Source organism: Exiguobacterium sp. UBA3491, assembly GCF_002377745.1.
Taxonomy (GTDB): domain Bacteria; phylum Bacillota; class Bacilli; order Exiguobacteriales; family Exiguobacteriaceae; genus Exiguobacterium_A.
In genome coordinates this window covers 108141-134350 of record NZ_DFQK01000010.1, presented here as the reverse complement: position 1 = coordinate 134350, position 26210 = coordinate 108141, and the positions used below count along the sequence as shown (strand labels likewise).

The window sequence follows — 26210 nt, the reverse complement described above, 5'->3', positions numbered from 1 at the left end:
GGTTCGATTCCCTTCACCCGCTTACCTAAAAGAGCAATGTGTCGTTTTCGCTGACACCTTGCTCTTTTTGTTTAGGAAGGAATCTTAAGAGGAAAGGAGCGTGTCGTAATGGATGGTGTACAATTGAAATTGGCTTTACAAGAGTACGCAGTTGAGATTGGAATCGATGAGCTGAAGGTGACGACGGCTGACCCTTTTCTTGTCTTAAAACGTCGACTTCAAGCCCAACAGGAGAAAGGATTTGCTTCTGGTTTTGAAGAGCCCGATCTCGATCTACGAACGACTCCTTCATTACTCGTAGAAGATGCGGCTTCGATCATTGCCATTGCGGTCGCGTATCCAAGTACTCTCAAAAATGCACCTCGTGGCAAGGAAGGGGAGCGGCGGGGTATTTTTTGTCGATCGTCCTGGGGACTGGATTATCATCAGGCGTTGCGACAACGTTTGACGTTGCTTGAAGAAAAAATTCAACAGTTGAGTCCAGGTGCAAGGACGCGCTCGATGGTCGATACAGGAGAACTCGTCGATCGTGCAGTAGCAGAACGAGCAGGTATTGGATTCAGTGGTAAAAATTGCTCGATCATCAGTGAAGAGCACGGATCGTATCTTTATCTCGGTGAATTGATTACTGACCTCGTCTTGCCGCCGGATCAGCCAGTCGAAGAATTATGTGGAACATGCAATAAATGTATCGATGCTTGTCCGACGGATGCGTTGGTTGAGCCTGGTGTCATCGACGCTAAACGGTGTATCTCATTTTTAACACAGACGAAAACGCTACTGCCAGAACCGTTTCGGATGGCACTTGGGAACCGTCTGTATGGGTGTGATACGTGTCAGCAAGTATGTCCATATAACCGGAAAAAGAATGCGACACATCATGTTGAACTACAACCGGATCCGGAGCAGGTCAAACCGCTCCTTGTTCCACTCTTATCAATGAGTAACCGTGAGTTCAAGAGTCGTTTCGGAACATTATCCGGAGCATGGCGTGGTAAGAAGCCGATTCAACGTAATGCGATTTGTGCGCTCGTCCATTATCGAGACAAGAGTGCGATTGACGCGCTACGGTTAATGACGGAAACAGATGCCCGCGAAGACATGCGGGCGCTTGCACTCTGGGCAGTCGGTCGGATTGGCGGAATTGATGAGAAGTCGTACATCGAATCCCGTCTTTTAGCGGATACTGCAGTGGATGTTCAGACAGAAGGACGACGGTTAATTGAAGAGTGGGGGGAAGCAGATGCCATTTCAACAGCTCATTTATGAGTTCGGTACATTGCTCGTCGCATGGGAAAAAGAGCAAATCGTGTACCTCGACTTTGGATTGAATAAAGATCGTGCTCGGACCTATTTAGCAAAAGAGACAGACGAGGGTACATTACCGAAAGCTTGGCGTATGGCGTTTGATCGTTATGCACAAGGAGAGGTACAAGCGCTTGATGCGCTTCCTTGTCAGTTGCGTGTCACACCATTTGCAGGGAAAGTGTTACAAGCTTTGCGAACCGTTCCGTTCGGTCAGACGATCAGTTATGGTGAACTGGCTCGAATGATTGGAAAACCACAGGCAGCACGAGCTGTTGGCGGTGCCTTGAATCGGAATCCGATCGCATTGATTTATCCATGCCACCGTGTCATCGGGGCGACTGGTAAATTGACGGGTTTCGCAAGCGGAATTGCCCATAAAGAAGCGCTTTTAGCGCATGAGATAGGAGAGAATTGAACCATGGCTATTCATGTCGTTATGTATCAACCGGAAATTCCTCAAAATACAGGTAATATTTCGCGAACATGTGCAGCGACGCATTCCGTCCTTCACTTGATCCGACCGCTCGGCTTCTCGACAGACGACAAGCAACTTAAACGTGCGGGTCTTGACTACTGGGAATTTGTCGATGTCCGTTATCATGATTCGTTAGAAGAACTGTGGGAAAAACATCCGGAAGGTGTTTTCTACTATATTACGAAATACGGGGAACAGTACCCAAGTCAGATTGACTTATCGGACGTTGAACAGGACTATTTCTTCGTCTTTGGTCGGGAAACAAAAGGATTGCCGCTTGAAGTCATCGATGCAAACGCAGAACGGTGTATCCGTTTACCCCAATCGAATCTCGTTCGTTCACTGAACGTCTCGAACACGGCAGCGATCATCGTCTATGAAGCATTACGTCAGCAAGGATACGCAGGTCTTCTGTAAAGCAAAAGCTCCATCCTGATTCAGGATGGAGCTTTTATGAGTTATTCGTTACCTTCAGGTTTTTTGTTGTAGCCTGCAGTGAAGATTGCTGTCAAAAACGCAAGACTTACGCCGACCATTAAGATAAATGCCATTTTTGTTTCCCCCTTCAGTCTCTTGAACCGATATAATCTATTATAGTATACCTGTAAGTGAAATTGTGTGCTACATATGAATTTTCTATGAATGGAGACTCCACATGCGTACGAACGTTTACCTATTAAGTTATGCCCCACTGATCAGCATCTTGTTATTTAGTACATCCCTTGCGATCGCGACGACGGAACTTGCATTGCATTGGCTCGATCAAGTCGGCGTGTACGATGAACTGCTCCAGCTACTGACGGCACGTGATACGAAGCTCGTCGTTTGGCTTGGTTTTTTGATCGTCTATTTCATGATCTTTAGTTCGCTTAAACTACTATCGGACACGATCAATCAGCTCGGTTTCGCCTTTTTCATCAAAGAACAAGAGGGAACGACACTCGGTATGTTACGTCCGGGCAGTATTCTCCTGCTCGTCGGAGGATGTGTCAGCTTTGCTTTCATGACGTCCTTCTTGCACGTCGGGATCGTATTGCTTGTATCCTTCTTCATCTATTTTATCTTTTACACGGTACAGATTAGTAAAATGACGAGTGCGGCTGGAGCTGTTGGGTTGATCATCTTCTCCTTCTTAGCCTGGGGCGTTCTACTCGCTGGTCTATCATGGGTTGGTCTGACCTTATTCAATTCCTTTGGAGAAGCAATTTTATTTCCGAGTTGACTCAAGGACGTAAAATCGTCGCCCACGTCTGGACCTGTAACGTTGCATTGGCTTCAGCAGGGAAAGGGCGGGGACGGTCAGCTCCTAACCAAATACCCCCGATGTGTTGATTTTTGATACCGACGAACCACATATCCTTATTATCATTCGTTGTTCCTGTTTTTCCTCCGATATAGCGCGCGGAAGGATCGTATCCTTTGCGCCCTGTTCCATACGTCATGACATTCTTTAAACCAGCCCGTAATTCACGGTTCGTCTGACTGGACCAAATCCGTTGTTCCTTTTCCTGCGGTCGTTCGACCGTTCCGTTTCGAAACGTAATACTTTTAATCATCGAAGCCGGTCGATAGAGCCCGTCATTCACGAATACGGTATAAGCATTTGTTAGTTCAAACGGACTAATGCCGTACTGCAAACCGCCTAAAGCGCTCGTGAAGGCATCATCCTTCCGTGTCCACTGACTGAAATGGAACGGACGGATGGACTTCAATCCTTCTTGGAAAGAAACAGCAAAAGCACGAATCGCTGGTGTGTTATAAGAATAAGCGATCGCATCGGCAATCGTCACTTGTCCAAGGATCCGATTTCCGCTATTTGATGGACAGTATCCATCGATACAGACAGGACTACCGTCTAACGTACTCGACAATCGAGCTTTCGTCTTCTCGAGATAAGGACCATAGACAAGTAACGGTTTGATGGCTGAACCAGGTTGTCGGTACGACTGCACTGCTCGGTTGAACTGACCGGTCAAATTTGATTTGTAGCCGACTAAAGCCGTAACCCCATGTGTTTGTCCATCAATGCCAACATAGGCTCCCTCAATCGGGTCTGGTAGACGACGAAGAGCTTCTTTAGCTCGTTGTTGTTCGGCTGAGTCGAGATATGTCGAAATGATCGCACCTTGTTGATGTAGATATTCCGAAGCATGCTTCTCACTCCATCCGTGCTGTTGAGCGGTCATCCGGATGGCAGCTTGGACGGTTGCATCGATATAGTCCGGATAAGGAACCCGCGGCTTATAGGATCGAGGTGTCACATGAGAAATAGTAAAATCTTTCGTCAGTACACGATCGCGCACTAATGCTTGAGCGATTCGTTGCTGACGTTTTTTTGTATTTTCAGGAAAACGAAGCGGATCGTAGAGTGACGGATTGTTCGGAATCGCTGTCAAAAAGCAGATTTCAGACCAATTTAACTCGCGCGCTGGCTTATTGAAATATGATTTTGCAGCCAGTTCGATCCCGTAAATATTATTCGCGAAATATGCTTGATTGACATACGCCGTCATTAGTTCTTTTTTAGAATATTTCTGTTCTAAAGACACAGCGATTAACAGCTCTTTTATTTTTCTAGTATACGTTTTTTCGTTTGATAGGTACGTCATTCTTGCTAGTTGTTGTGTGATCGTACTTCCGCCTTGGGATTTAGAAGCAGACTGGTTTTTAGTAAATGCACGTAAGATTCCTGTGATGTCATAACCGTCATGTTGATAAAAACGTTGATCTTCGATTGCTACAAACGCTTGCTCGACTTTTTTGGGTAATGTTTGAGGCGTCAAGTCATCCCGTCGTAATCCATCATAAAGCTCGACCTGTTTATTTTCGTACGTTACAGTGATCGGTTGGTAGGAGGTCAGTGGACGTCGTGTCGTCTGTTCGTCGGCCCAGAAAAAAAATGTACGTGCTGTGTTCAACTCATCTTTAATTGAAAATAAGGAAAATACAAGCATCGTCGCAAGACCAAATAAGACGAGATATCCGGTGGTAATTCGCATGAGAACTCCTTTCAAAAATCCATTTCATTCCTATTATCGGTCTTTTATGGAGAAATCAGTAGATTATTTTTTCGATTTTTGTATTTTAATAAACCTATTTTGCAGGAATGTTATATTAAAAAGAGAAAAGATTGGGTATATAGAAGTATCTGTGGAATTTATAACTCAAATTGTCTGAAAAAAAGAGCATAAATGGAGGGGACGAAATGGCTAAAAAGAATGTCGTTGCGATGTTACTTGCAGGCGGAGAAGGGAAACGTCTGGGAGCTTTAACGAAACATACTGCAAAACCAGCTGTTGCATTTGGAGGAAAATACCGCATCATTGATTTCCCGCTTTCGAACTGTACGAACTCAGGAATCGATACAGTCGGCGTGTTAACGCAATATGAACCACTTGAATTGAACCGCTATCTCGGAATCGGGAGTGCGTGGGATTTAGATCGACGTAACGGTGGTTTAACGATTCTACCTCCTTACCAAGCTCAAAACGGAAAGAACTGGTATGAAGGAACAGCGAATGCCATTTATCGAAACATGAGTTACATCAACCAATTCGACCCTGACTATGTACTCGTCCTATCAGGCGATCATATTTATAAAATGGATTATGAAAAAATGATCGAGGAGCATCGACTTGGTGGAGCTGACGTGACGATTTCTGTACGTGAAGTCCCATGGGAAGAAGCACCACGATTCGGAATTCTCAATACCGACGATGATCTCCGGATCAATGAATTCGAAGAAAAGCCAGAGAATCCCAAATCGAATCTCGCATCGATGGGAATCTATGTCTTTAACTGGGATGTATTGAAGCGTCATTTGATTCAAGATGCAGGGGATGCGGAATCAAGCTTCGACTTCGGTAAGAACATCATTCCGAACATGCTCTTTGAAAATCTGAATATCCGTGCGTATAAATTCAAAGGATATTGGAAAGACGTCGGAACGATTCAATCGCTCTGGGAAGCAAACATGGATTTGTTGACGGCAGAACCAGAATTTGATTTATACGATCCATCTTGGAAAGTCTATTCTGTCAACCCGAACCAACAACCTCAATATATCGGGAACGCTGCAACGGTCGAGTCATCAATCATCAATGAAGGATGCCATATCGAAGGTGAAATTAATCATTCAGTCCTCTTCCATGGTGTAGAAGTAGCGGAAGGATCACTCGTCAAAGACTCAGTCATCTTCCCGAACGTTAAAATCGGACGAGACGTCACGATTCACCGGGCGATTTTAGCAGATGGTGTCATCGTTGAAGATGGTGCGACGATTGGATCTCCGGACGGAGAAGTCTTCGTCATTGAAGCAGAGAGCCTCGTTAAAAAGAACGAAGTCATCAAAGAAGCAATTCAATAAGGGGGATATTCGAATGAAGGTCGATTTATTAGGCGTCATCAATCTAAGTGGTGAAGAAGGATTTTTCAAAGAACTAACAGAGCATCGTAACTTGGCAGCTGTGCCATTTGCGGGTCGTTATCGATTGATCGATTTTACATTAACGAACATGGTACAAAACGATATCGCGAACATCGGAGTTTTTACGCTTGAAAAATATCGTGGGATGATGGATCACCTCGGCTCAGGAAAAGAGTGGGATCTTGACCGTTCAAACGGTGGACTCTACATCTTCCCGCCTGCATTATCACAAGATGCGAATGAGTTCCGGGGAGATCTCTCAAACTTCCACCTTCATCGCGATTTCTTCCTGCGCAGCAAGGAGAACTATGTCGTCGTCTCTGGTTCGAACATCTTATCAGCCGTAGATTATCGTGATGTCTTGCGCGAACATAAAGAATCGAATGCGGATATCACAGTCGTTTATACGAAACGTGAACTGCCTTGCAAATACTGCCGTCCAATTCGCTTTGGCGAGCAGAACCGCGTGACTGCAATCGGATCACGAGGGTTCCAACCAACTGATGAGACGTTCTACATGGAAACGGTCGTTCTATCGAAGAACCTATTCGTTCGTTTGATTGATGAGGCGATTGCGCGTGGTGAGTACGATTTACTACAAAGTATCATCCGCTCGCAGCTAAATCGCTTGCATGTACATGGATATGAATATCGTGGTACATCACAAGTCATCCACTCACTTCGTTCATACTACCGTGAGAGCATGCTATTGCTTGAACAGTGGGGAGCAATCAACGACTTCCAGCATGTCTACACGAAAATCAAGCATGAACCGCCGACACGTTACTTGCCAGGTTCAGCGATTAAGAACTCACTCGTCGCAAACGGCTGTAAGTTAGAAGGCACGACGACGGATAGCATCCTGTTCCGTGGTGTTAAAGTCGGAAAGCATGCTCGCGTCAAAAACTCGATCATTATGCAAAAATCGGTCATTGAAGAAGGCGCGGTCGTTGAGTACGCGATTCTCGACAAAGAAGTGACCGTCAAACGCGGTCAAGTCATTCGCGGTACGGTAGAAGAACCAATCGTCATCAAAAAACAAACAATCGTTTAAAGGAGATGTCATTCATGAAGGTATGGTTTGCTGCCACGGAAGCGACACCCTTCATCAAGACAGGGGGGCTAGCTGACGTCGTCGGCTCGCTCCCTTTAGCGCTTGCTGAGGAAGGGGCAGACGTTTCGGTCGTCTTACCCAATTATGGTCAAATCAAGGAACAATACAAATCAGAGATGGAGTTTTTATTCGACTTCATCGTACCAGTTGGCTGGCGACAGCAATTTGGTGCTGTGCTCCGATTAAAACAAGATGGTGTGACGTTCTATTTCATCGATAATGAGTACTATTTCAAACGCGATGGTGTCATTTATGGACATTACGATGATGCGGAACGATTTGCGTATTTTTCACGTGCCGTTCTTGAGATGATTCAACATCTCGATCGGAAAGAAGTACCGGACATCATCCATTGTCACGATTGGCAAACAGGTGTGATTCCGGCGTTCCTACGGATCCATTATCAGCACCTAGAGCGCTATCAAGACATTAAAACGGTCTTTACGATTCACAATCTACAATATCAAGGTGTTTTCCCGGAGGAAGTACTCGGTGACTTACTTGGATTGAGTCATGAACACTTCACAGCCGATGGTATTGCTCATAACGGTCTCGTCAATTACATGAAGGCAGGACTCGTCCATTCCAATCAAATCACGACAGTCAGTCCATCATATCGTGATGAGATCATGGATCCGTATTACGGTGAGACGCTTGAACCCGTCTTACAACATCGTGCTGTCGACGTACGCGGAATCTTGAATGGAATCGACTATCGTCAATTTGATCCTGCACATGATACGCATCTCGTTGAGACGTATTCGGTCGATACCGTCACGGAAGGAAAGGCGAAGAACAAAGCTGCCTTACAAGAAGAACTAGGTCTCCCCATCAATCCGGATGTACCATTGTTTGGTTTCGTTTCTCGTCTCGTCGACCAAAAGGGGATTGATTTGCTCGCGCATATCTTGCCAGATTTGTTTGAACTCGATGCGCAGTTCATCATCCTTGGATCAGGTGAAGCGGAATATGAAGGGTTGTTCCATCATGCGACATCGATTCGTCCAGACAAAATCGCTTCTTACATCGGGTTCGACGTTGGTCTCGCGCAACGAATCTATGCAGGCAGTGACGCCTTCTTGATGCCTTCGCGTTTTGAACCATGTGGTCTCAGTCAGTTGATTTCGATGAAGTACGGCTGTTTACCAGTCGTCCGGGAAACAGGTGGTCTTCGTGATACGGTCAAGCCATTCAATCAGTTTACGTTAGAAGGAAATGGATTCTCGTTCGCGAATTATAATGCACATGAGTTTTTAGAAGCGATTAAACGTACCATCGAGGTCTATCATGATCGCCCGGTCTTTGAGCACTTGATTGAGACGGCGATGAATGAGGATTTCAGTTGGTTGCGTTCAGCCGACGAATACTTGGCGTTATATCGTTTGATTGCACCGTCCGCCACTTGATCGTATCACTGGGAAAAGGAGTTACGTCATGTTCAANNGTTCAAAGATAAAGAGAAGTTCAAGGAGAGGTTTACGGAACGATTCGTTTCGATGCATGGCAAGGCAATAACGGAAGCAACAGAAAACGATATCTATCAGACGCTTGCTTATCTGGTACGTGAGACGGTCACGACCGATTGGTTACGGACAAAGGAAACATATACCCATAAAAAAAGTAAGCAAGTCTATTACTTTTCACTCGAGTTTTTACTCGGACGTTTCCTGCATAACAACCTATTAAGCCTTGACGTCTTAAAGGATGTGGAACGGGGACTAGAAGAACTCGGATATCAGCTCAGTGATCTGACAGAAGAAGAGCCGGAACCTGGACTTGGGAACGGAGGTCTCGGTCGTCTCGCAGCCTGTTTTCTTGATTCCTTGGCTGCGCTTGGTTTACCGGGACATGGGAACGGTATCCGATACCAGTATGGTCTGTTTAAGCAAAAAATCATCGACGGCTATCAAGTCGAGCTACCGGATAACTGGCTGAAGAACGGAAACATGTGGGAAATTAGACGTTCTGATAAAGCGGTCGATGTGCCATTCGGTGGACATGTCTGGCTCGAAGAAGTCGGTGATGGGTATCGTGTCCATCATGAACCGGCTGAAATCGTTCGTGCTGTTCCATACGATATGCCGATCGTTGGCTATCAAAACAAGGTCGTCAATAACCTGCGACTCTGGAGTGCTGAGTCTCCACTTGATGATGATGAATTACTTAGCCAATACCGTGGGAACTATAAAGATTTACTGGCACATAAACAATCGATTCAGACGATTTCCGAGTTCTTGTATCCGGATGATACGACCTATGAAGGAAAAGAGTTGCGTCTGAAGCAACAATACTTCTTCGTTTCTGCTGGATTACGGAGTATCTTGACGTCCTTTAAAAAACGAAATCATTCACTGAAGCAACTCGGAAATCATATCGCCATCCATATCAACGATACGCATCCGGTCGTCGCGATTCCGGAGTTAATGCGGATCCTTATCGATGAAGAAGGATTTGGATGGGAAGAAGCATGGCGGATCACAAAGAGTGTCATGTCGTTTACGAACCACACGTTACTGTCAGAAGCACTCGAGCGCTGGCCGATCGATTTGTTCCGTCGCTTGTTACCGCGCATCTACCTCATCATCGAGGAAATCAACCGACGCTTCTGTAAGGATGTGCTTGCGAACTATCCACACATGGAAGCGCATATGCGAGATATCGCCATCATCGCGGATGACCGGATCAACATGGCGAATCTGGCTGTTGTCGGAACGCATTCGACGAATGGTGTCGCTCAGATTCATACTGAGATTCTGAAGCAGCGTGAGATGCGCCTATTTTATGAGATGTTTCCGCTTCGCTTTAATAATAAGACGAACGGAATTACACATCGTCGCTGGTTCCTCTCATCAAACCCAGCACTGGCAAATCGTGTGACGGAAGCAATCGGGGATAGTTGGATTCAGCATCCGTCTGATTTGCAAAAGTTGACGAAATGGGCAGAGGATTCAGCATTACAGAAGGACATCGCCGAGATCAAACTTCAGCGCAAAGAAGAATTAGCGTTGCTCATTGAAAAAGAAACCGGTATCGTCGTGGACCCAACCTCGATTTTTGATGTTCAAGTCAAGCGATTGCATGCGTACAAACGTCAACTCTTGAATGCGTTACACATTCATTCGCTCTACTATCGTCTGAAGGAGGACCGTTCCTTCACGATGACACCACGGACATTCATCTTTGGTGCAAAGGCGGCGCCAGGCTATCATTATGCAAAAGAAGTCATTCGTTATATCAATGCGTTAGCTCGCTTGATCAATCAGGATCCAGACGTCAGTCCATACTTGAAAGTCGTCTTCCTAGAAAACTATCGTGTATCGCTTGCTGAGAAGATTTTCCCGGCAAGTGACGTCAGTGAACAGATTTCGACTGCAAGTTATGAAGCCTCTGGAACCGGCAACATGAAGTTCATGATGAATGGTGCACTGACAATCGGAACGCTCGACGGAGCGAACATCGAAATTCGAGACGAGGTCGGGGATGCGAACATCTTCATCTTCGGCTTAACACCACAAGAAGTCATGAATTATAAACAATACGGCGGTTACAGTGCATACGATCAATACAATGCCCAACCCGAGTTACGACGGATTATTGATAGTCTCGTTGATGGAACCTTATTTGCTCCAGGTGAATTCCAAGCGATTTACGATTCATTATTGACGTATAATGATGAGTATCTGATCCTGAAAGACTTCATGTCGTATCAACAAGCGCAGGAACGAATTGATCGGATGTATCAGCAACCAGAAGAATGGTATAAACGCGTCATTCTTAATATTGCGCGGTCAGGTGTGTTCTCAAGTGATCGAACGATTAAAGAGTATGCGAATGCGATCTGGAACATCAAACCGATTCAACTCTGAACAAAAAGACACTGACAGATGTTTCTGTCAGTGTCTGATGCTTACGAACGGGAGACATCTTCACCACGGCTGACCCAATCACTATAAGAGCCGGCATAAAGCCGGACATCAGTTTTCCCGAGTGAATGGAGAGCGATGACATTGACACACGCTGTCACACCACTTCCACAATAGAGGATAGGTGCTGTGACCGGTAGGATGTCGGCGTACAATTCTTTCAAATCTTCCGCGTCCCGTAAGCGACCATCTGGTGAGAGTGCTTGTTCGAAGAAACAATTCACGGCACCTGGAATGTGGCCGGCGACGTGATCGAGTGGTTCGATTTCTCCACGGTATCGATCGGGCGCACGGGAATCGATGACCATCGTTTCTGTCAGCTGATCTTTCAGCTCTTCGAACGAGACGAGCATCTCATCTTGAAAACGAGGCGCGTAATGAGAAGGTTCATAAGTAGGAACGTCGTCCGTGACCGGAAGATCGAACGCTAGGTAAGAGGAGAATCCGCCCTCAAGGACGACGACACGCTCATGTCCGATCCATTTAAATAACCACCACACACGAGCTGCATAAGGAAAACCATCGTCATACAAGACGACGAAGTCTTCTGGTGTCACACCATGCTGTTCCAGTGTGTGTTGCCACGCTTCTTTTGAAGGAAGCGGATGCCGACCGCCGACCTCATCGACGGGACCGGAAAGGTCAGTCGTTAAATCCAGGTGCTGTGCACCTTCGACGTGTTGTTCCAAGAAAGCATTTCGTCCATATTCAGGTTGTTGCAAGTCATAGCGGCAGTCAAACCAGCGAATCTGATCCGTTCGGACGAGCTGTTGAAGATCTGCCATTTGAATCGTAGGAAACATGCCTCATCACCTTACCCTTTCTAGTGTTAATCATATGAAAGGTATCGCAGCATCGCAAGTCTTACCCTCATTTAAAAAAGGAGTCGATTTACCATGTCATGGAAAGAAACCTATCAAAAATGGGATCAGTTCGCTGATCTTGACAGTACATTAAAAGAAGAACTCGTCACGCTAGCGACGGATGACAAAGCAGCTGAAGAAGCATTCTATAAAGAACTCGAGTTTGGAACAGGTGGTATGCGCGGGGAGATTGGTGTCGGAACGAACCGGATGAATGTGTATACGGTTCGAAAAGCATCACAAGGGTTCGCAGCATTCATTAAAGCATCAGGAGAAGAAGCGGCAGCAAAAGGAATCGTCATCGCACACGATTCACGCCATTTCTCACCAGAATTTGCGCTGGAGGCGGCACGGACGCTCGCAAGTAATGGCATCAAAGCGTATCTGTTCGACGGTCTACGTCCGACACCAGAACTTTCGTTTGCGGTTCGGTCTTTACAAGCAGCGGGCGGGATCGTCATCACAGCGAGTCACAACCCACCAGAATACAACGGATATAAAGTGTACGGAGACGACGGTGGACAACTTCCACCAAAAGAAGCGGATGAACTCGTATCGTACGTCAGTCAAATCGAAGACGAGCTGTCGATTGAACTTGAGCAAGAAGAAGTCCTTCGTGCGAACGGTTTAATCGTCCGTGTCGGCGAAGAACTTGACGAAGCGTATCAAGAAAAATTACAGACGATTCGTGTCTTACCTTCAATCCAATCGGAATTAGCGGATCCACTAAAAATCGTTTTCACTCCACTTCACGGAACAGGACTTGTACCGGTAACAGAAGGCTTGAAACGGTATGGATTCGAACACGTGACAGTCGTTAAGGAGCAAGCAGAGCCAGACGGTGCATTCCCGACCGTGACGTCACCGAACCCGGAAGAACATGCTGCCTTTAAACTGGCGATCGAATACGGAGATCGTACAGATGCCGATATCTTGATTGCGACGGATCCCGATGCTGACCGTGTCGGAGTAGCAACACGTGATGCAGACGGAGAATGGACAGTCTTGACAGGGAATCAGACGGGGGCATTGTTGCTTGACTACATCCTTTCACAAAAAGCGGCGCAGGGGACACTGCCAGCGAACGGATTTGTCGCGAAGACGATCGTTACTTCAGAACTAGGTGCGTTGATTGCACGTCATTATGATCTCCATGTCGAGAACACGTTGACAGGCTTTAAGTTCATCGGGGAAAAAATCAAACAATACAATGCATCGGGTCAATATGAGTATCTCTTCGGCTATGAAGAGAGCTATGGATATCTCATCGGGGACTTCTGCCGCGACAAGGATGCCGTCCAAGCGTGCTTGTTAGCTGCTGAGATGGCTGCGTATCACAAAAAAGAAGGACGGACGCTCTATGAGGCATTACAGTCGATTTACGAGCAGTTCGGATACTTTGAAGAGTCACTCCGCTCTCTGACGCTCAAAGGGAAGGATGGCGTGGCACAGATCGGTCGTATCATGGATACGTTCCGTGAGAATCCACCAAAACAAGTGGCTGGAGAACAGGTCGTCTTGTTCGAGGATTATGATGCAAGCATCGCTCACGATCTGAAGACACATCAACCTTCACCAATTAACTTGCCAAAATCCAACGTACTGAAGTTTACGCTCAGTGATGGATCGTGGTTCTGCCTTCGTCCATCGGGCACGGAACCAAAAATTAAGTTCTATTTCAGCGTCACGTCACCAGATGCTGCTGAGACGACACGAAAACGTCAGCAAATCGAAGATGAAGTCATGCAGGAAGTCGAGCAAATTCAATAAGTCCTAAACAGGATTCCGTCGATGGCGGAATCCTGTTTTTTGTCTTAGAGCATTGAAAAGTGAAATTCGTGCAACCGTTACCATTTCGAGGTACAGTAAACGAGATAGAGTTCATACGATAGAGGAGTGGAAGAAACATGGAACGGATTCAGCTAACAGAAGATTTATCATTCTCACGCATTATTCATGGCTTGTGGCGATTGAATGAATGGGAAATGACGAAGGAAGAGCGTCTTGAATTGATTGAAGCATGCCTTGCTTTAGGAATTACGACGTTTGATCACGCAGATATCTATGGCGATTATACGAATGAACGCTTATTCGGGGAAGCTCTTGCCTTAAAACCGGAATTACGTGACCGGATGGAGATCGTCACGAAGACGGGCATCAAGATGAAAGGGAATCATTTCTCGGATCAGTCATTATCGTTCTATGATACGACGAAAGAGCATATTATCAAACAGGTCAATCGTTCCCTGCAAGAACTCGGTGTCGAGTACGTCGATACGTTGTTGATTCACCGTCCAGATCCATTGATGGATCCGAACGAGATTGCAGAAGCGTTCGTTGAGCTGAAGGACGCGGGTAAGGTACGGACATTCGGTCTATCGAACCATACACCTGCACAACAGAGTCTTATACAATCACGCTTACCGTTCATGCTCGTGACGAACCAACTCGAGTTATCGGTTTCGGAACTGAAACATTTCGAGGATGGATCCGTCGATCTGTGTCATGAAAATGAGATGCCATTGATGGCATGGAGTCCGCTTGCGGGCGGTCGTCTCTTTAAGGACGAGCGATACGCACCGTTACGTGAAAAATTAGCTGAGATCGCTGAAAAGATCGGGGCAAAAGAAATCGACGAAGTCGCATATGCATGGTTACTTAAACATCCAGCACGTATCATGCCGATCGTTGGTTCTGGTAAGATTGAACGCATCGAATCTGCTGTTCGTTCGACGAAGCTGTCGTTGACGCGCGAGCAATGGTTTGAGATTTTGAAGGCATCACGAGGTCGTGATGTCGATTAATCTAGACTGTGAGACAGAAATAAACGCATAAAGTATTTTCTGTTTAAGAAATGAAGCGAGAGGATCGACCAGTACACGATCTGGAAACGATCCTCTCTTTCGTTTATGAATAGAGTAACAGTAAACAAAAAAAGTCCCATCTCAAGGGGGAGGAGAGATGGGAGATCTATGAGGTTAAGCTTCTAAGCGAAGCATCTCCTGACGATATTTATCTAAACGATCTTTACTTGCTGACATGCCAGCTTGGTCATTGGCTTGAATCGCATCGAAGAGCGTACTGAGCTCATAATCGATTTCGAGACGTAGCACTGGAATTCGCTGCTCTGCATCTTGTCTACGGAAAGCTTCAATTACTTGTTTCATCTCGGCCACGCTCCTTTGTAATTTGTCAGATAATTCTGATTTTTATTAGTATACTTGATTATTCCCGGATTGACTAGTGCTAAACCTCAAAAAATCTAAAAAAACACACTTGAAATCCTAACGGTTTCAAGTGTGAAAAATTCATTCTGGAATGCTGAAACGTGCTTCTAAACGATGTTGGACGCTTTGAATAAGTGTTGACATGATCCAGTAAATTGCAGCGGAGAACAAAAGTAGCGGCATGACGAGGTATGTCGTCGCTGAAATCTGGTCAGAGACGTACGTTAATTCCTCGACAGCAACGATCGTACCAAGTGATGTCGACTTGATGATATCGATGACAGAGTTCGAAAGCGGTGGAATCGCCCGAGATAGTGCTTGCGGCAAGATAACGTCCTTGAATGTCTTGCGACGCGGAATTCCAAGTGAGTCAGCAGCTTCCCATTGTCCACGATCGACAGAGGAGATGGCAGCGCGGAACGATTCCGAAATATATGCGGAAAAGTGAAGCGACAAACCGAAGGCAAGCGCTTGGAATCCAGTCAATTGAAGCGTGACGAGACCATTATAAAGAATCAAGATTTGCAACAAGAGTGGCGTTCCGCGGAAGAACGAGACGTATAAACGTGCAAAACCGCTGAAAACGGCAACGCGGCTATCACGCATGACGGCAAGAATCAACCCGAGAATAAGCGCAAAGACGATGGCGAGACCACTTGCTAGAAGGGTCGTGCCAATCGCCTTTGCGTAGACGTCCGAGTTATCTCGGACGATCGTCAGTAATTCACTCACTTACTGATATCCTCGTTGAAGTACTTCTTACCGATTTTTGCAAGAGTGCCGTCTTCTTGCATCTCAGCGAGTGCTTTGTTGAAGTCTTTTGTATACTTGCTATTTTTCGCCATCATGAAGCCAGATTCGTTCTTATCGAACGTCTCACCGACAGCTTTGACTTTATAACCCGCTTTTTTCAACTCCGTCAAAACGAAGAGGCGATCGTTCATGGCTGCATCAACACGACCTGCTTCAAGATCTTTTAAGACTTGGTTCGCACCTTTGTAGTATTTCACTTTCGCGCCAGCTTCTTCAGCCGTTTTGGCATAGAGTGAACCTTGTGTCGAACCGACTGTCTTTCCTTTTAAGTCGTCGAGTGTTTTGATGTCGTTCGTTTTATTGTTGACGATGATCGTTGAGCCAGAGACTGTATACGCATCAGAAAAAGCGTACTTTTCTTGACGCTCAGGTGTGATACCCATTTGGTTCGCAATGACATCGATTCGTTTTGAATCGAGTGCCGGGATGAGTCCTTTAAAGTCCATCGCTTTGTAATCGACTTTATAGCCAGCACGTTTTGCGACTTCGTTCATGACATCTACGTCATAACCCATCAATTTTCCTTTTTCTTTGTACGTGAATGGTGGGTATGTTGCTTCCGTTCCGACTGTAATGACTTTTGACTCTTTACCAGAACCTGCGTTGTCGTTCGAAGCGCCGCATGCTGCAAGCACCCCCGCTGTCGATAATGCTGCTACAGCTAATTTCAAACCGTGTTTCATAGCGCTCTCTCCTTTTATAAATGAATGATTTCAATTCCTAGTTTTCGAATAGGATTAATTTTAAGCTACAAGCAGTATCATACAAAGTTACAGGAACGTCTGTCAATAAAAAAAGACTGCCCTTAAATGGACAGTCTGAAACATCATAACTGATCGATGATGTGATTAACGAATCGTTGCTTCTGTTGAAGCATCGAAGAAGTGTGCTTTTGTCATATCGAAGAAGAGATCAAGCTGTGATCCCATCTCGACATGTGAACGTGAATCGACACGTGCCGTGAATGCTTGTTGTCCGACTTTTGAGTAGAGATAAGACTCTGCACCCATCAATTCAGAAACTTCGATATGCGCTGGGAAACGATGTGCTGTTTTAGTGTCTTGGTAGATCAATTCCGCATGGATGTCTTCTGGACGAATTCCGAGGACGAGATCTTTATTCGTGTAACCGCGGTCGCGGAGAACTTTCATTTTTCCTTCTGGCACTTCGAATTTCTCTTCTGTTCCTGAAACCTGGAAGAGACCGTCTTCTGCCAGTTTACCTGTCAAGAAGTTCATCGATGGTGAACCGATGAATCCAGCAACGAACATGTTATCCGGGTGATCATAGACTTCCTTCGGCGTACCGACTTGTTGAATGATTCCGGCTTTCATGATGACGATCCGTGTCGCAAGCGTCATCGCTTCCGTTTGATCGTGCGTGACGTAAATCGTTGTCGTCTCAAGACGTTTGTGTAACTGAATGATTTCCTTACGCATTTGTACACGTAATTTAGCATCCAAGTTCGAGAGCGGCTCATCCATTAAGAAGACTTTAGCATCACGAACGATGGCGCGACCAATCGCCACCCGTTGACGCTGACCACCAGAGAGTGCTTTTGGCTTCCGCTCGAGATACTCTTCAAGACCAAGGATACGAGCTGCGTTATCAACGCGTTGCTTGATTTCATCTTTCGGGAACTTCCGAAGCTTTAATCCGAACGCCATGTTATCGAAGACGTTCATGTGTGGATACAAAGCGTAGTTTTGGAAGACCATCGCGATATCGCGATCTTTTGGCGCTACATCATTCATGCGTTTACCGTCGATGATAAAGTCTCCACCTGAGATTTCTTCAAGTCCAGCGATCATCCGGAGTGTCGTCGATTTCCCACAACCAGATGGTCCAACGAAGACGATGAATTCCTTATCTTTAATATGCAGATTGAAATCATCAACCGCTTTTGCATCACCTGAGTAGATTTTATCGATATGTTCAAGACGAATTTCAGCCATGTGTAGTTCCCCCTAATGTAAATGATGAAATAATAACGCTTACAAGAAATAGTATAAAAGAAGTCAGGTAGTCTGCCTATGGACAACCTGACTAAATGCAAACGTTTTCAATTAGGCATCATGCTACAAGTAGCAAGGTATAAAGGAAAGTAGCTCCTTCAAACGACCGGACATCGATTTCTGTCTGTTCCGTTAAGCGGTCAAGTCGATACTGGAGACTGTTCCGATGTAAGTATAGATGTTTTGCTGTCAAAGAGACATTCAAGTTAGCTCGGCAAAAAGCGAGGATCGTCTCACGAGACTCTGGCTCGAGGGACAGAACGAACTGGTCGACGAGTGTCGCGCGGTACTGGTCATCTAGACTTGCAAGACGAGTCATGGCAGGTAAAAAACGTTCGATTTGCATAGAAGGGACGGAGGTGAGCGCTGCTTGTTCGAGTTGGAATTGAACGGCAATGTCGCCGGTAGTACGCTGTTGACCAAGCAACACCTTACCATCGAGCACAAAATCAGATTGTAGTGCTAAAAATAAATCGTGTAGTTCTGCCTCAATAACGAATTCTTCTCGTTCGATGATCGTAAAACGATGAGTACTGAAAGGAATGAGCGTACTCGTCTGCGAAAAGAAAGAGGAGAGCAGCTGTTGAATTTCCTCACTCGTACGTTCATCAGTGGGATTAAATAAAAAGTGGACAAGTCGAAATGGTCGATCTTCCACAGCATGAGCAGATTGGAGACGTTCTCGCCATAAATCGATATCTGACCGCGACGTCGTGATGATGCGCTCGGCAAATACATCAAGCAGTTGTTGTTCACGGTCGGATATGGCAGTCGTCTTGATCCCAAAACAAAGCCCATCTGTAAGACGATATACGCTATACTGTTCCTGGCAATACAGATTCGGATCGGTCGTAAGCTGGTCATTGAATACAGTCATCAGTTGTCGTAACACACGGCATCACTCCTAAATCGTACATAACTAACTATCTCGACTTTACCATAAGTCGAAAATCGGAAGGAATGATAACTTATGTCAGACACTTTGTTAATCGTGTTGAAGCTTGTTGGAATCGTCATCATCGGTGCTCTTATCGGAGCGGTCACGAACCATTTGGCGATCCGAATGTTGTTTCGACCACTTGAACCGAAATACATTGGAAAATTTCGCGTACCATTCACGCCTGGTCTGATTCCAAAACGACGGAATGAACTGGCAGCAAATCTCGGACGGACGGTCGTCAAGCATCTCTTGACGCCAGAAGGGATCGGGAAACGTCTCGCATCACCAACTGTTCGTGGAGCCGTCACGCGTCTTGTCGAACAAGAAGTCATGAAATGGACACGCTCGGAAGAGACGACAGGAGCATGGATCAGTCGCTTCATTGATGAACCAAAACAACGGATCCAAGGGAAAATCAGTTATCACTTGGAGCAGGAGTTTTCGCGTCTGATGAATAAATGGCGGGAGCAATCCGTACGCGACTTGATCGGAGCAAGCGGAGAACAAAAAATCGAAGAAGTCATGCCGCGACTCGTCGCATCCGTATTACACCAAGCAGAAGCATACTTTGACGGACCAGAAGGACGTCTACAACTCGAGGAAACCGTTGCTCGTTTCATCCAACAGCGACTGGGTGGCGGGATGTTCGGGATGTTGCTCGCAAATGTCAACATCGTCGATATGATTCAGCCGGAGCTGAAAAGGGTACTTCAATCAGAGTCGACGTCTCAGTTCATTCTTGCCTTATTACGTCAGGAATGGCAAAAGGGACTGGATCGTCCGCTTTCATCCTATATGACGGAAGAGACGGAGTTGCGGATTCGACAGACCGTCAAAGAACAAGTCATGGCACGTTTACCGATTGAGTCGATGCTTGATACACCGCTACGCGTCTGGTTGAATCCACTCGAGTCACAATTACTCGAGCAACATGTCCCTGTCATCATCGATCATCTATTCGAACGGACGACGAATCAAATCGGGCAGATCCTTCAGACGCTCGATCTCGAAACAATCGTTCGAGAAGAGGTTGATTTGCTTGATACTGCGTATCTCGAGGAAATCGTCTTATCGATTTCCAAGCGGGAATTCCGTGCTATCACTTGGCTTGGAGGGTTGTTAGGTGGTTTAATTGGATTGATACAGGCGGGGCTTTATCTCGTCTAAACAAATTGGAGGTTTTACTCATGGCAGAAACAAATTTATACGATCACGCGTACACGCTGGAGCGTGCATTACGCGAAACTTCGGAGTACACGACATTAAAAGATTTGTATACGCAAGTTAACGCAGATCCGGAATCAAACGAATTGTTCGCGTCGTTCCGTAACATCCAACTCGAATTACAACAAAAACAGATGCAAGGTGAAGAAATTACACCAGACGATATGGCATCTGCACAAACAAAGATGCTTGAAGTACAAAACAATCCATTGATCAGTCAGCTGATGCAAGAAGAGCAACGGATGCATACGATGCTGACGGAAGTCACACAAATCATCATGAAGCCGTTAGAAGAACTCTACGCGCCGATGATGGAGCAACAAGACGACGTGCAATAAGTAAACAAAAGGAAGACGTGCCGATATAGCGCGTCTTCCTTTTTTAGTATGGTTTAAGATGAAGCAGGAACGATTCGTGGTAAGTAAGCGCGCTCGAAATGAATGAGACGACCTGAACGTGTGACGCGAGCTGCATGATGGGCATAACCGCTTTCATTCAAGCGTCTAATCCCTTCTTCTCGTGCCTGACCATCCGTCTCTGCTTCAAAGACGTCATCGAGTAACGTTTCACCACGATCTGAAAAGACTGTAATCGTATACTGCATACTTGTTCCCCCTTGTCTGATTGGTCTTGTACTCAGTATAATGAATCAATATTCATTTCACAAGCGTAAGTCCAAGTCCTGCCACGTCAACTGTCTCGCAGCGGGAGGAGCTGTGAGGTGACTGACCGTCATACCAATCAAGCGGATTGGTCCATCGAAGGTAATGCTATTGAACAGTTTCGTTGTTTCCTCAAGTAATCGTTCTTCGTCCGCCGTCTCTTCTGCAAACGTATGCCGTTTCGAGCGTGACTGGAATGTGTCGGTCTTCCACTTGATCGTAATCGTTCGGCAGACGAGTTCTTTTTTTTGAAGACTTGCAATGACAGATTTTGATTCTCGAATCAACGTCGCAAATATCGTATCGATATCCTCCGTATCTTCTTCAAAGGTAGTCTCAGAACCAATCGATTTTCGCTCGCGTTCCGGACGAACTGGTCGTTCATCGATTCCATGCGCCATCGCATGTAGTTCCGTTCCCCGTTCGCGTCCAAGCAAAGCCCGCAATTGTTCGACGGGCATTGCTTGGACATCTGCGACGATTTCAATCCCTTGTTTTCGTAACGCTTGTTCCGTGACTTTTCCGACGCCATGTAAATCTCCAATTTTCAATGGAGACAAGAAACGGAGAACTTCTTCTGGTGGAACGACGGTCATCCCGTTTGGCTTTTCGTATCCGGAAGCGACCTTCGCGACGAGCTTAGAGTTAGAGACACCGGCAGAGGCTGTCAGACCCGTTCGTTCTTTAATTTGTTTCAGGATATATTGCGCGATATACGTCGCACTTTTTTGATCGAAATAATTTTCCGTGACGTCAAGATACGCCTCATCAAGCGAGAGCGGCTCGACGAGGGGGGTCACTTCTCGGAAAAGCGCCATGATTTGCGCACTGACAGCCCGGTAGACGTCAAAGCGGGGGCGAATGAAGACCGCACGAGGGCACAGCTGAAAGGCGCGTCTTGACGGCATCGCGCTATGGATGCCGTATTTCCGTGCTTCATAGGAACAGGTCGCTACGACACCACGGGCATGAGGCGGTCCACCGACGACGACGGGAACACCTTTTAATCGAGGACGATCGCGTTGCTCGACGGAAGCGTAAAAGGCGTCCATGTCAATATGAATAATTTTTCGTTCCATCGGACAAGCGTCTCCTTTCAGTAGATATGATACAATTAGTATAACGAACTTATGTTCTGATATCTATTTTTTTGGTCGACTGTTCTTTGGCATCCGTACAAGAGCGCCTAACCATCCACGCCAGCGCATCCAGTAGAAGATGCCACCGGTCGATAAAAAGATTAGACCGAGGGATATGGCGTAGCCGTATTTCCAGTCTAATTCCGGCATGATTTTAAAGTTCATCCCCCAAATCGCACCGAGGGCCATCGTCGGTGTCGCGACGGCAGTAAAGATCGTTAATGCCTTCATAATCTCGTTTCCTCGGAAGTTCGAAACGGTCGTTGATAAGTCGAGCAGGACTTCAATGTCTTTTTGGTAGTGTTCAATGAGCATCAACAGACGGCGGACACGTTTCGTAGCTAGTTTCAAGGAAATGTCATCAAGATACGTTTCTTCCTCGAGAAACGACTCTTCGCCAGCCATGACGAGTTCTTGAAATGGAACGATCAAATCGGACCAGTTCTCAATCGTGTCACGTAACGCGAAGATGCTATCAAGCGAATCTTCATTGATGCTGCCGCGTAGTTCATCTTGTCTTGAAAACAGTTCTGTCTCAAACTGATCGATACCGGCGAAATACGTATTCAACTGTAAAGCGAGAATCGTATAAAAAGCCGCGAATGGATGCGCGGGAGAATAGGGTGCGACTAGGGACACGATTGAATCCGACAATCCGATCGTGATCAGTTTTTCTTTCGTTACATAAAAGTAAATCGAGCGACGGTCACTTTTGTCGACAGGATTTTGCCATGTGACGACAGCACCATAAAGAACCCCTTTTTCTGAACGCGTGAAGTTCATATCTTTCGATCGCAACTGCGTGATCCAGTCCATTTCGGATTGGTCGACGGCAGCCGTCGGAAATATTTGTTCATAGTCAGCTAAATCGAGATAGCGGGACCAATTAAATTGAGGTTCCAGTTCCATGTTCATGACTCCCATATAGTAGAATGAAATAGTATATGCCTTAAGTGTAGTCAATGGAATATAAAAAAGACACCTATTTTACAGATAAAGGACGTGTTTCAAGAATGAAAGGAATCGGGAAGTTAGCAGTTGGAGAAACGCTCGATCAACGAGCGATGATCAAGCAAGCAGTCAAAGGAATTGCAGCAAATGGGAAACCATACCTGACGCTCATCTTGACGGATAAGACAGGCGAAATCGAGACGAAGATGTGGGATACGAGTGACCTTGAAAAATATGCGCCAAAGTCAATCGTTCATGCTGCTGGAGAAGTCATGGACTATCGAGGACGGACACAACTGAAGCTCAAACAAATTACGGTCCTAGAGGAGACGAATGTCGAGGACTATGTTCAATCAGCACCTATTCCACGAGAGCAGATTGAGACGGAAGTACTCGCGTTCGTAGAATCGATTCAAAACAGTGACATGAAAAAGCTCGTCAAACATTTGATCACTTCACGATTTGACGCCTACTTCACGCATCCGGCAGCGGTCAAGAACCATCATGCCTTTTACTCGGGACTGTCGTACCACGTCCTTTCGATGTTGCGCTTAGCGGATCAAATCGCTCAACTCTATCCGACCTTAAACCGTGACGTGCTAATCAGTGGCATCATTCTACACGATTATGCGAAAATCAAGGAGTTATCCGATCCGGTTGCACCGGAATATACGTTGCCTGGTAAACTCGTCGGTCATATTACGATGATGGTAGCGGAACTTGAAAAAGTCGGAGCAGAATTACAAATTGACGCAGAAATACTGACTGTCTTGCAACATCTCGTCTTAAGCCATCATGGACGACCGGAATGGGGATCTGCTGTAGCACCACAAATGCGTGAGGCTGAAGTCTTGTTCTTGATCGATAACCTCGATGCGCGAATGACGATGATGGATCGTCTTCTGGAATATGTCGAACCGGGACAGTTCTCAGAACGATCATTTGCACTAGACAATCGTGCTTTCTACCGTCCGAAGCTATAAGGGGGAAGAAAGATGAAGACGAAGTTGTTTGATACGGTTCAACTCGGAACGTTGACATTCCGCAATCGGGTCATTATGGCGCCAATGTGCATGTACAGTGCAAAAGAAGATGGACTCGTGACGGATTGGCACGTCACACACTATGCAACCCGTGCAATGGGAGGCGTCGGTGGTGTCATTTTAGAAGCGAGTGCTGTCACGCCAGACGGTCGCATTTCAGCTGGGGACCTTGGGATTTGGTCAGATGCACATATCGAAGGATTACAACGAATCGCACAGCAAGTCAAAGCAGCGGGCGCAAAAGCGGGGGTCCAACTGGCCCATGCCGGGCGTAAAAGCACGACGGCAGAACCACCCGTCGCACCGAGCGCTTTACCGTTTGATGATACGTATATGCATCCACATGCATTGACACTTGAGGAAATCGCGACAATCAAACAACAGTTCATCGATGCAGCATTAAGAGCGGAACGAGCAGGATATGACTTCATTGAAATCCATGGCGCACATGGTTATTTATTGAACACGTTCCTCTCTCCGTTATCGAATATTCGAGAAGACCAGTACGGCGGATCGACTGAAAATCGGATGCGCTTGTTGTTAGAAATCATTGATGGAATTCAAGCAGTCTCACAGCTCTCGATTTGGGTCCGAATTTCAGCAGCGGATCACGCAACAGGGGGAATGACGGCGACGGATTATATTCCACTTGCGAAAGAACTAGCAGCACGTAACATCGACCTACTCGACTGTAGTTCAGGTGCTGTCGTCGCCAATGCGGTACCTGAAGTGTATCCGGGCTATCAAGTGAGCTATGCGGAAGAATTGAAACGAGAGACAGGCATGGCAACAGGAGCGGTTGGATTGATTACGACAGCAGCTCATGCAGAAGAGATCGTCCGTAACGGTCGAGCAGATATTGTCCTGCTCGCCCGTGAACTTCTTCGCCAACCTTATTGGGTCTATCATGCGGCAGCCGAACTAGGAGATACGGTCGCCTTGCCAAAGCAATACGAACGAGCTCCGATTCGAACGGTTCGCTAATTCCTCACTCTATGAAAAACAACGTAAAAAAGGAAGCCGTCATGGCTTCCTTTTTTTGATTATTGCTGTTGTTGCATCATTTGTTGTTGCATTTGTTGTTGTTCTTGTTTGTCTAGATCGAAAGCGTCTTTGAAATCTTTGTTTTCGACTTTGACATTGTATTCTTTCATGAGTGAACGATAAATATCGTTCGGGTTGACTTGTGCTGCTTTTTCTTCAGCAAGTGCTTTTTTAATACGTGCTTTTTCTTTATCGAGCGTGAAGTTTTTCTTCTCTTTACGATCGACTACTTTGATGATGTGATAGCCGAACTGTGTTTTGATCGGATCGGAGATTTTACCTTCAACGCCATCCTTGAACGCGTAATCTTCGAATTCCTTGACCATCTTACCTTTTGTGAAGTACCCGAGGTCTCCACCTTTTGCACCGCTACCTGTATCTGTTGATTTTTCTTTTGCAAGTTTTGCGAAGTCTGCGCCTTTATCCAATTGCTTTTTGATGTCTTTTGCTTCTGACTTTTTCGCAACAAGGATATGGCTTGCTTTGACTTCGACTTTTTCTTGATCGAAACGCTCTTGGATTTCTTTATCTGTTACTTTGGATTTCGCAGATTTTGCTTCTGTTAAGAGCATTTGTGTGCGAAGTACTTTTTCGAATTCTTTTTCGTTCTTGATTCCAGCAGATTTCAGTGTTGAGCTGAACTGCTCTTTATCCGGGAACTGGTCTTTTGTTTTCTTGACTTCTGCTTCGACTTCTTTGTCCGTGACTTCCTTACCGTATTTCTTTTCAAGCAATTTGTTCATCGTTTGCTGGAAGGCGATTTGAGCACCAGCTTTTTCGTATGCTTCATCTTGGACGTCAGCCTTGTTGACTTCGCCACCTTTGTAATTGATGACGGCTTCGTCATTTGATCCACATGCTGCTAACGTAAATACACTTGCGACTGCTGCTGCGCCTAGCAATTTCTTTTTCATACATACACCCCTAATTTACCATTTATTTCAACCGTTTTATCATATCATATTCTCGTTTGGTTGACAGCTGTATCTTGTCATGCCAAGAGATACTTGCTCTTTTCCATGCTATCACATCCAGGTAGTCGG

The 26210-nt window shown here is 45.9% G+C and carries 24 protein-coding genes and 1 pseudogene; 14 read left to right on the top strand and 11 right to left on the bottom strand.

All coding sequences use genetic code 11. The features are described 5' to 3' along the window. Window positions 1–108: 108 nt before the first annotated feature. The 4 genes from queG to B4F99_RS02890 all read left to right on the top strand — a co-directional run bounded on the left by queG (window position 109) and on the right by B4F99_RS02890 (window position 3005). Window positions 109–1269, top strand: coding sequence for a tRNA epoxyqueuosine(34) reductase QueG (gene queG, locus B4F99_RS02905; protein WP_214856786.1), 1161 nt, complete (start codon window positions 109–111; stop codon window positions 1267–1269). Beyond that, complete coding sequence (locus tag B4F99_RS02900) at window positions 1244–1723, top strand: methylated-DNA--[protein]-cysteine S-methyltransferase (protein WP_290755179.1); 480 nt, start codon at window positions 1244–1246, stop codon at window positions 1721–1723. Before queG ends, B4F99_RS02900 begins: the two co-directional genes overlap by 26 nt. Window positions 1724–1726: 3 nt before the next feature. Next, window positions 1727–2200, top strand: a complete 474-nt coding sequence (trmL, locus tag B4F99_RS02895; RefSeq protein ID WP_214856782.1) for a tRNA (uridine(34)/cytosine(34)/5-carboxymethylaminomethyluridine(34)-2'-O)-methyltransferase TrmL — start codon at window positions 1727–1729, stop codon at window positions 2198–2200. A gap of 238 nt (window positions 2201–2438) precedes the next feature. Beyond that, a complete protein-coding gene (locus B4F99_RS02890) occupies window positions 2439–3005 on the top strand; it encodes a DUF5366 family protein (RefSeq protein WP_035409453.1) in 567 nt (188 codons plus the stop codon). 1 nt (window position 3006) lies between these two features. On the opposite strand, the gene B4F99_RS02885 is transcribed toward B4F99_RS02890, so the two are convergent. Then, window positions 3007–4782: a transglycosylase domain-containing protein gene (locus tag B4F99_RS02885; protein WP_290755176.1), complete on the bottom strand. Its 1776-nt coding sequence runs from the start codon at window positions 4780–4782 to the stop codon at window positions 3007–3009. A 206-nt stretch (window positions 4783–4988) separates the two neighbouring features. Here B4F99_RS02885 and B4F99_RS02880 point away from each other — a divergent pair, with 206 nt between their 5' ends. From B4F99_RS02880 to B4F99_RS02865, 4 genes and pseudogenes are all read left to right on the top strand, one after another. Continuing rightward, window positions 4989–6149 (top strand): glucose-1-phosphate adenylyltransferase, encoded by a 1161-nt coding sequence (locus tag B4F99_RS02880; protein ID WP_214856779.1) that lies wholly within the window; start codon window positions 4989–4991, stop codon window positions 6147–6149. Window positions 6150–6162: 13 nt separating this feature from the next. Next, window positions 6163–7263 (top strand): glucose-1-phosphate adenylyltransferase subunit GlgD, encoded by a 1101-nt coding sequence (glgD, locus tag B4F99_RS02875; RefSeq protein WP_214856778.1) that lies wholly within the window; start codon window positions 6163–6165, stop codon window positions 7261–7263. A gap of 14 nt (window positions 7264–7277) precedes the next feature. Then, entirely contained in the window at window positions 7278–8729 is a 1452-nt protein-coding gene (glgA, locus tag B4F99_RS02870) for a glycogen synthase GlgA (RefSeq protein ID WP_058713999.1), read from the top strand. Window positions 8730–8768: 39 nt separating this feature from the next. Then, window positions 8769–11189, top strand: a pseudogene (locus B4F99_RS02865) (glycogen/starch/alpha-glucan phosphorylase); the annotation flags it as partial. A 41-nt stretch (window positions 11190–11230) separates the two neighbouring features. On the opposite strand, the gene B4F99_RS02860 reads toward B4F99_RS02865, so the two are convergent. Further along, window positions 11231–12049, bottom strand: coding sequence for a sulfurtransferase (locus B4F99_RS02860; RefSeq protein WP_290755169.1), 819 nt, complete (start codon window positions 12047–12049; stop codon window positions 11231–11233). Window positions 12050–12142: 93 nt separating this feature from the next. Between B4F99_RS02860 and B4F99_RS02855 the strand changes: the two genes are divergently transcribed. Next, on the top strand, window positions 12143–13879 hold the full coding sequence (locus B4F99_RS02855) for a phospho-sugar mutase (protein WP_214856774.1): 1737 nt from the start codon (window positions 12143–12145) through the stop codon (window positions 13877–13879). A 137-nt stretch (window positions 13880–14016) separates the two neighbouring features. Then, window positions 14017–14913 carry an aldo/keto reductase gene (locus B4F99_RS02850; RefSeq protein WP_035409436.1) on the top strand — a complete coding sequence of 299 codons (897 nt, stop codon included), beginning with the start codon at window positions 14017–14019 and terminating at the stop codon, window positions 14911–14913. 174 nt (window positions 14914–15087) lie between these two features. Here the strand turns inward: B4F99_RS02850 and B4F99_RS02845 are convergent, their stop codons facing one another. The 5 genes from B4F99_RS02845 to B4F99_RS02825 form a co-directional block, all read right to left on the bottom strand. Then, a complete protein-coding gene (locus tag B4F99_RS02845) occupies window positions 15088–15276 on the bottom strand; it encodes a hypothetical protein (RefSeq protein WP_035409434.1) in 189 nt (62 codons plus the stop codon). Between the two features lie 141 nt (window positions 15277–15417). After that, window positions 15418–16068 carry an amino acid ABC transporter permease gene (locus B4F99_RS02840; protein WP_035409432.1) on the bottom strand — a complete coding sequence of 217 codons (651 nt, stop codon included), beginning with the start codon at window positions 16066–16068 and terminating at the stop codon, window positions 15418–15420. Further along, the gene (locus B4F99_RS02835; RefSeq protein WP_214856772.1) at window positions 16065–16832 is read right to left on the bottom strand and encodes a transporter substrate-binding domain-containing protein; all 768 of its coding nucleotides are present in this window, start codon (window positions 16830–16832) and stop codon (window positions 16065–16067) included. The genes B4F99_RS02840 and B4F99_RS02835 overlap by 4 nt, the downstream gene beginning before the upstream one ends. Before the next feature lie 165 nt (window positions 16833–16997). After that, the gene (locus tag B4F99_RS02830; RefSeq protein WP_214856770.1) at window positions 16998–18104 is read right to left on the bottom strand and encodes an ABC transporter ATP-binding protein; all 1107 of its coding nucleotides are present in this window, start codon (window positions 18102–18104) and stop codon (window positions 16998–17000) included. A 118-nt stretch (window positions 18105–18222) separates the two neighbouring features. After that, the gene (locus B4F99_RS02825; RefSeq protein WP_290755163.1) at window positions 18223–19056 is read right to left on the bottom strand and encodes a PucR family transcriptional regulator; all 834 of its coding nucleotides are present in this window, start codon (window positions 19054–19056) and stop codon (window positions 18223–18225) included. Between the two features lie 78 nt (window positions 19057–19134). Between B4F99_RS02825 and B4F99_RS02820 the strand changes: the two genes are divergently transcribed. Beyond that, window positions 19135–20271, top strand: coding sequence for a DUF445 family protein (locus tag B4F99_RS02820; protein ID WP_290755160.1), 1137 nt, complete (start codon window positions 19135–19137; stop codon window positions 20269–20271). A gap of 20 nt (window positions 20272–20291) precedes the next feature. Continuing rightward, window positions 20292–20666, top strand: coding sequence for a YlbF family regulator (locus B4F99_RS02815; protein WP_023467337.1), 375 nt, complete (start codon window positions 20292–20294; stop codon window positions 20664–20666). Between the two features lie 53 nt (window positions 20667–20719). Here the strand turns inward: B4F99_RS02815 and B4F99_RS02810 are convergent, their stop codons facing one another. The 3 genes from B4F99_RS02810 to B4F99_RS02800 form a co-directional block, all read right to left on the bottom strand. Further along, the gene (locus tag B4F99_RS02810) at window positions 20720–20932 is read right to left on the bottom strand and encodes a YhzD family protein (protein ID WP_056059948.1); all 213 of its coding nucleotides are present in this window, start codon (window positions 20930–20932) and stop codon (window positions 20720–20722) included. A 57-nt stretch (window positions 20933–20989) separates the two neighbouring features. Further along, window positions 20990–22069, bottom strand: coding sequence for a DNA polymerase IV (gene dinB / locus B4F99_RS02805; RefSeq protein ID WP_290755157.1), 1080 nt, complete (start codon window positions 22067–22069; stop codon window positions 20990–20992). Between the two features lie 63 nt (window positions 22070–22132). Then, window positions 22133–23038, bottom strand: coding sequence for a magnesium transporter CorA family protein (locus B4F99_RS02800; protein WP_290755154.1), 906 nt, complete (start codon window positions 23036–23038; stop codon window positions 22133–22135). Between the two features lie 104 nt (window positions 23039–23142). Here B4F99_RS02800 and B4F99_RS02795 point away from each other — a divergent pair, with 104 nt between their 5' ends. Together B4F99_RS02795 and namA are read left to right on the top strand one after the other, a co-directional pair. Beyond that, window positions 23143–24063 (top strand): HD domain-containing protein, encoded by a 921-nt coding sequence (locus B4F99_RS02795; protein WP_214856763.1) that lies wholly within the window; start codon window positions 23143–23145, stop codon window positions 24061–24063. A 12-nt stretch (window positions 24064–24075) separates the two neighbouring features. Then, the gene (gene namA / locus B4F99_RS02790; RefSeq protein ID WP_290755150.1) at window positions 24076–25107 is read left to right on the top strand and encodes an NADPH dehydrogenase NamA; all 1032 of its coding nucleotides are present in this window, start codon (window positions 24076–24078) and stop codon (window positions 25105–25107) included. A gap of 59 nt (window positions 25108–25166) precedes the next feature. On the opposite strand, the gene B4F99_RS02785 is transcribed toward namA, so the two are convergent. Next, window positions 25167–26081 (bottom strand): peptidylprolyl isomerase, encoded by a 915-nt coding sequence (locus tag B4F99_RS02785; protein WP_290755147.1) that lies wholly within the window; start codon window positions 26079–26081, stop codon window positions 25167–25169. Window positions 26082–26210 lie beyond the last annotated feature (129 nt).

Bases quoted from the DNA above. Each gene is read 5' to 3' on its own strand.
- queG (WP_214856786.1), top strand. From the start codon at position 109: ATGGATGGTGTACAATTGAAATTGGCTTTACAAGAGTACGCAGTTGAG.
- B4F99_RS02900 (WP_290755179.1), top strand. From the start codon at position 1,244: ATGCCATTTCAACAGCTCATTTATGAGTTCGGTACATTGCTCGTCGCA.
- trmL (WP_214856782.1), top strand. From the start codon at position 1,727: ATGGCTATTCATGTCGTTATGTATCAACCGGAAATTCCTCAAAATACA.
- B4F99_RS02890 (WP_035409453.1), top strand. From the start codon at position 2,439: ATGCGTACGAACGTTTACCTATTAAGTTATGCCCCACTGATCAGCATC.
- B4F99_RS02885 (WP_290755176.1), bottom strand. From the start codon at position 4,782: ATGCGAATTACCACCGGATATCTCGTCTTATTTGGTCTTGCGACGATG.
- B4F99_RS02880 (WP_214856779.1), top strand. From the start codon at position 4,989: ATGGCTAAAAAGAATGTCGTTGCGATGTTACTTGCAGGCGGAGAAGGG.
- glgD (WP_214856778.1), top strand. From the start codon at position 6,163: ATGAAGGTCGATTTATTAGGCGTCATCAATCTAAGTGGTGAAGAAGGA.
- glgA (WP_058713999.1), top strand. From the start codon at position 7,278: ATGAAGGTATGGTTTGCTGCCACGGAAGCGACACCCTTCATCAAGACA.
- B4F99_RS02860 (WP_290755169.1), bottom strand. From the start codon at position 12,049: ATGTTTCCTACGATTCAAATGGCAGATCTTCAACAGCTCGTCCGAACG.
- B4F99_RS02855 (WP_214856774.1), top strand. From the start codon at position 12,143: ATGTCATGGAAAGAAACCTATCAAAAATGGGATCAGTTCGCTGATCTT.
- B4F99_RS02850 (WP_035409436.1), top strand. From the start codon at position 14,017: ATGGAACGGATTCAGCTAACAGAAGATTTATCATTCTCACGCATTATT.
- B4F99_RS02845 (WP_035409434.1), bottom strand. From the start codon at position 15,276: ATGAAACAAGTAATTGAAGCTTTCCGTAGACAAGATGCAGAGCAGCGA.
- B4F99_RS02835 (WP_214856772.1), bottom strand. From the start codon at position 16,832: ATGAAACACGGTTTGAAATTAGCTGTAGCAGCATTATCGACAGCGGGG.
- B4F99_RS02830 (WP_214856770.1), bottom strand. From the start codon at position 18,104: ATGGCTGAAATTCGTCTTGAACATATCGATAAAATCTACTCAGGTGAT.
- B4F99_RS02820 (WP_290755160.1), top strand. From the start codon at position 19,135: ATGTCAGACACTTTGTTAATCGTGTTGAAGCTTGTTGGAATCGTCATC.
- B4F99_RS02815 (WP_023467337.1), top strand. From the start codon at position 20,292: ATGGCAGAAACAAATTTATACGATCACGCGTACACGCTGGAGCGTGCA.
- B4F99_RS02810 (WP_056059948.1), bottom strand. From the start codon at position 20,932: ATGCAGTATACGATTACAGTCTTTTCAGATCGTGGTGAAACGTTACTC.
- dinB (WP_290755157.1), bottom strand. From the start codon at position 22,069: ATGGAACGAAAAATTATTCATATTGACATGGACGCCTTTTACGCTTCC.
- B4F99_RS02800 (WP_290755154.1), bottom strand. From the start codon at position 23,038: ATGGAACTGGAACCTCAATTTAATTGGTCCCGCTATCTCGATTTAGCT.
- B4F99_RS02795 (WP_214856763.1), top strand. From the start codon at position 23,143: ATGAAAGGAATCGGGAAGTTAGCAGTTGGAGAAACGCTCGATCAACGA.
- namA (WP_290755150.1), top strand. From the start codon at position 24,076: ATGAAGACGAAGTTGTTTGATACGGTTCAACTCGGAACGTTGACATTC.
- B4F99_RS02785 (WP_290755147.1), bottom strand. From the start codon at position 26,081: ATGAAAAAGAAATTGCTAGGCGCAGCAGCAGTCGCAAGTGTATTTACG.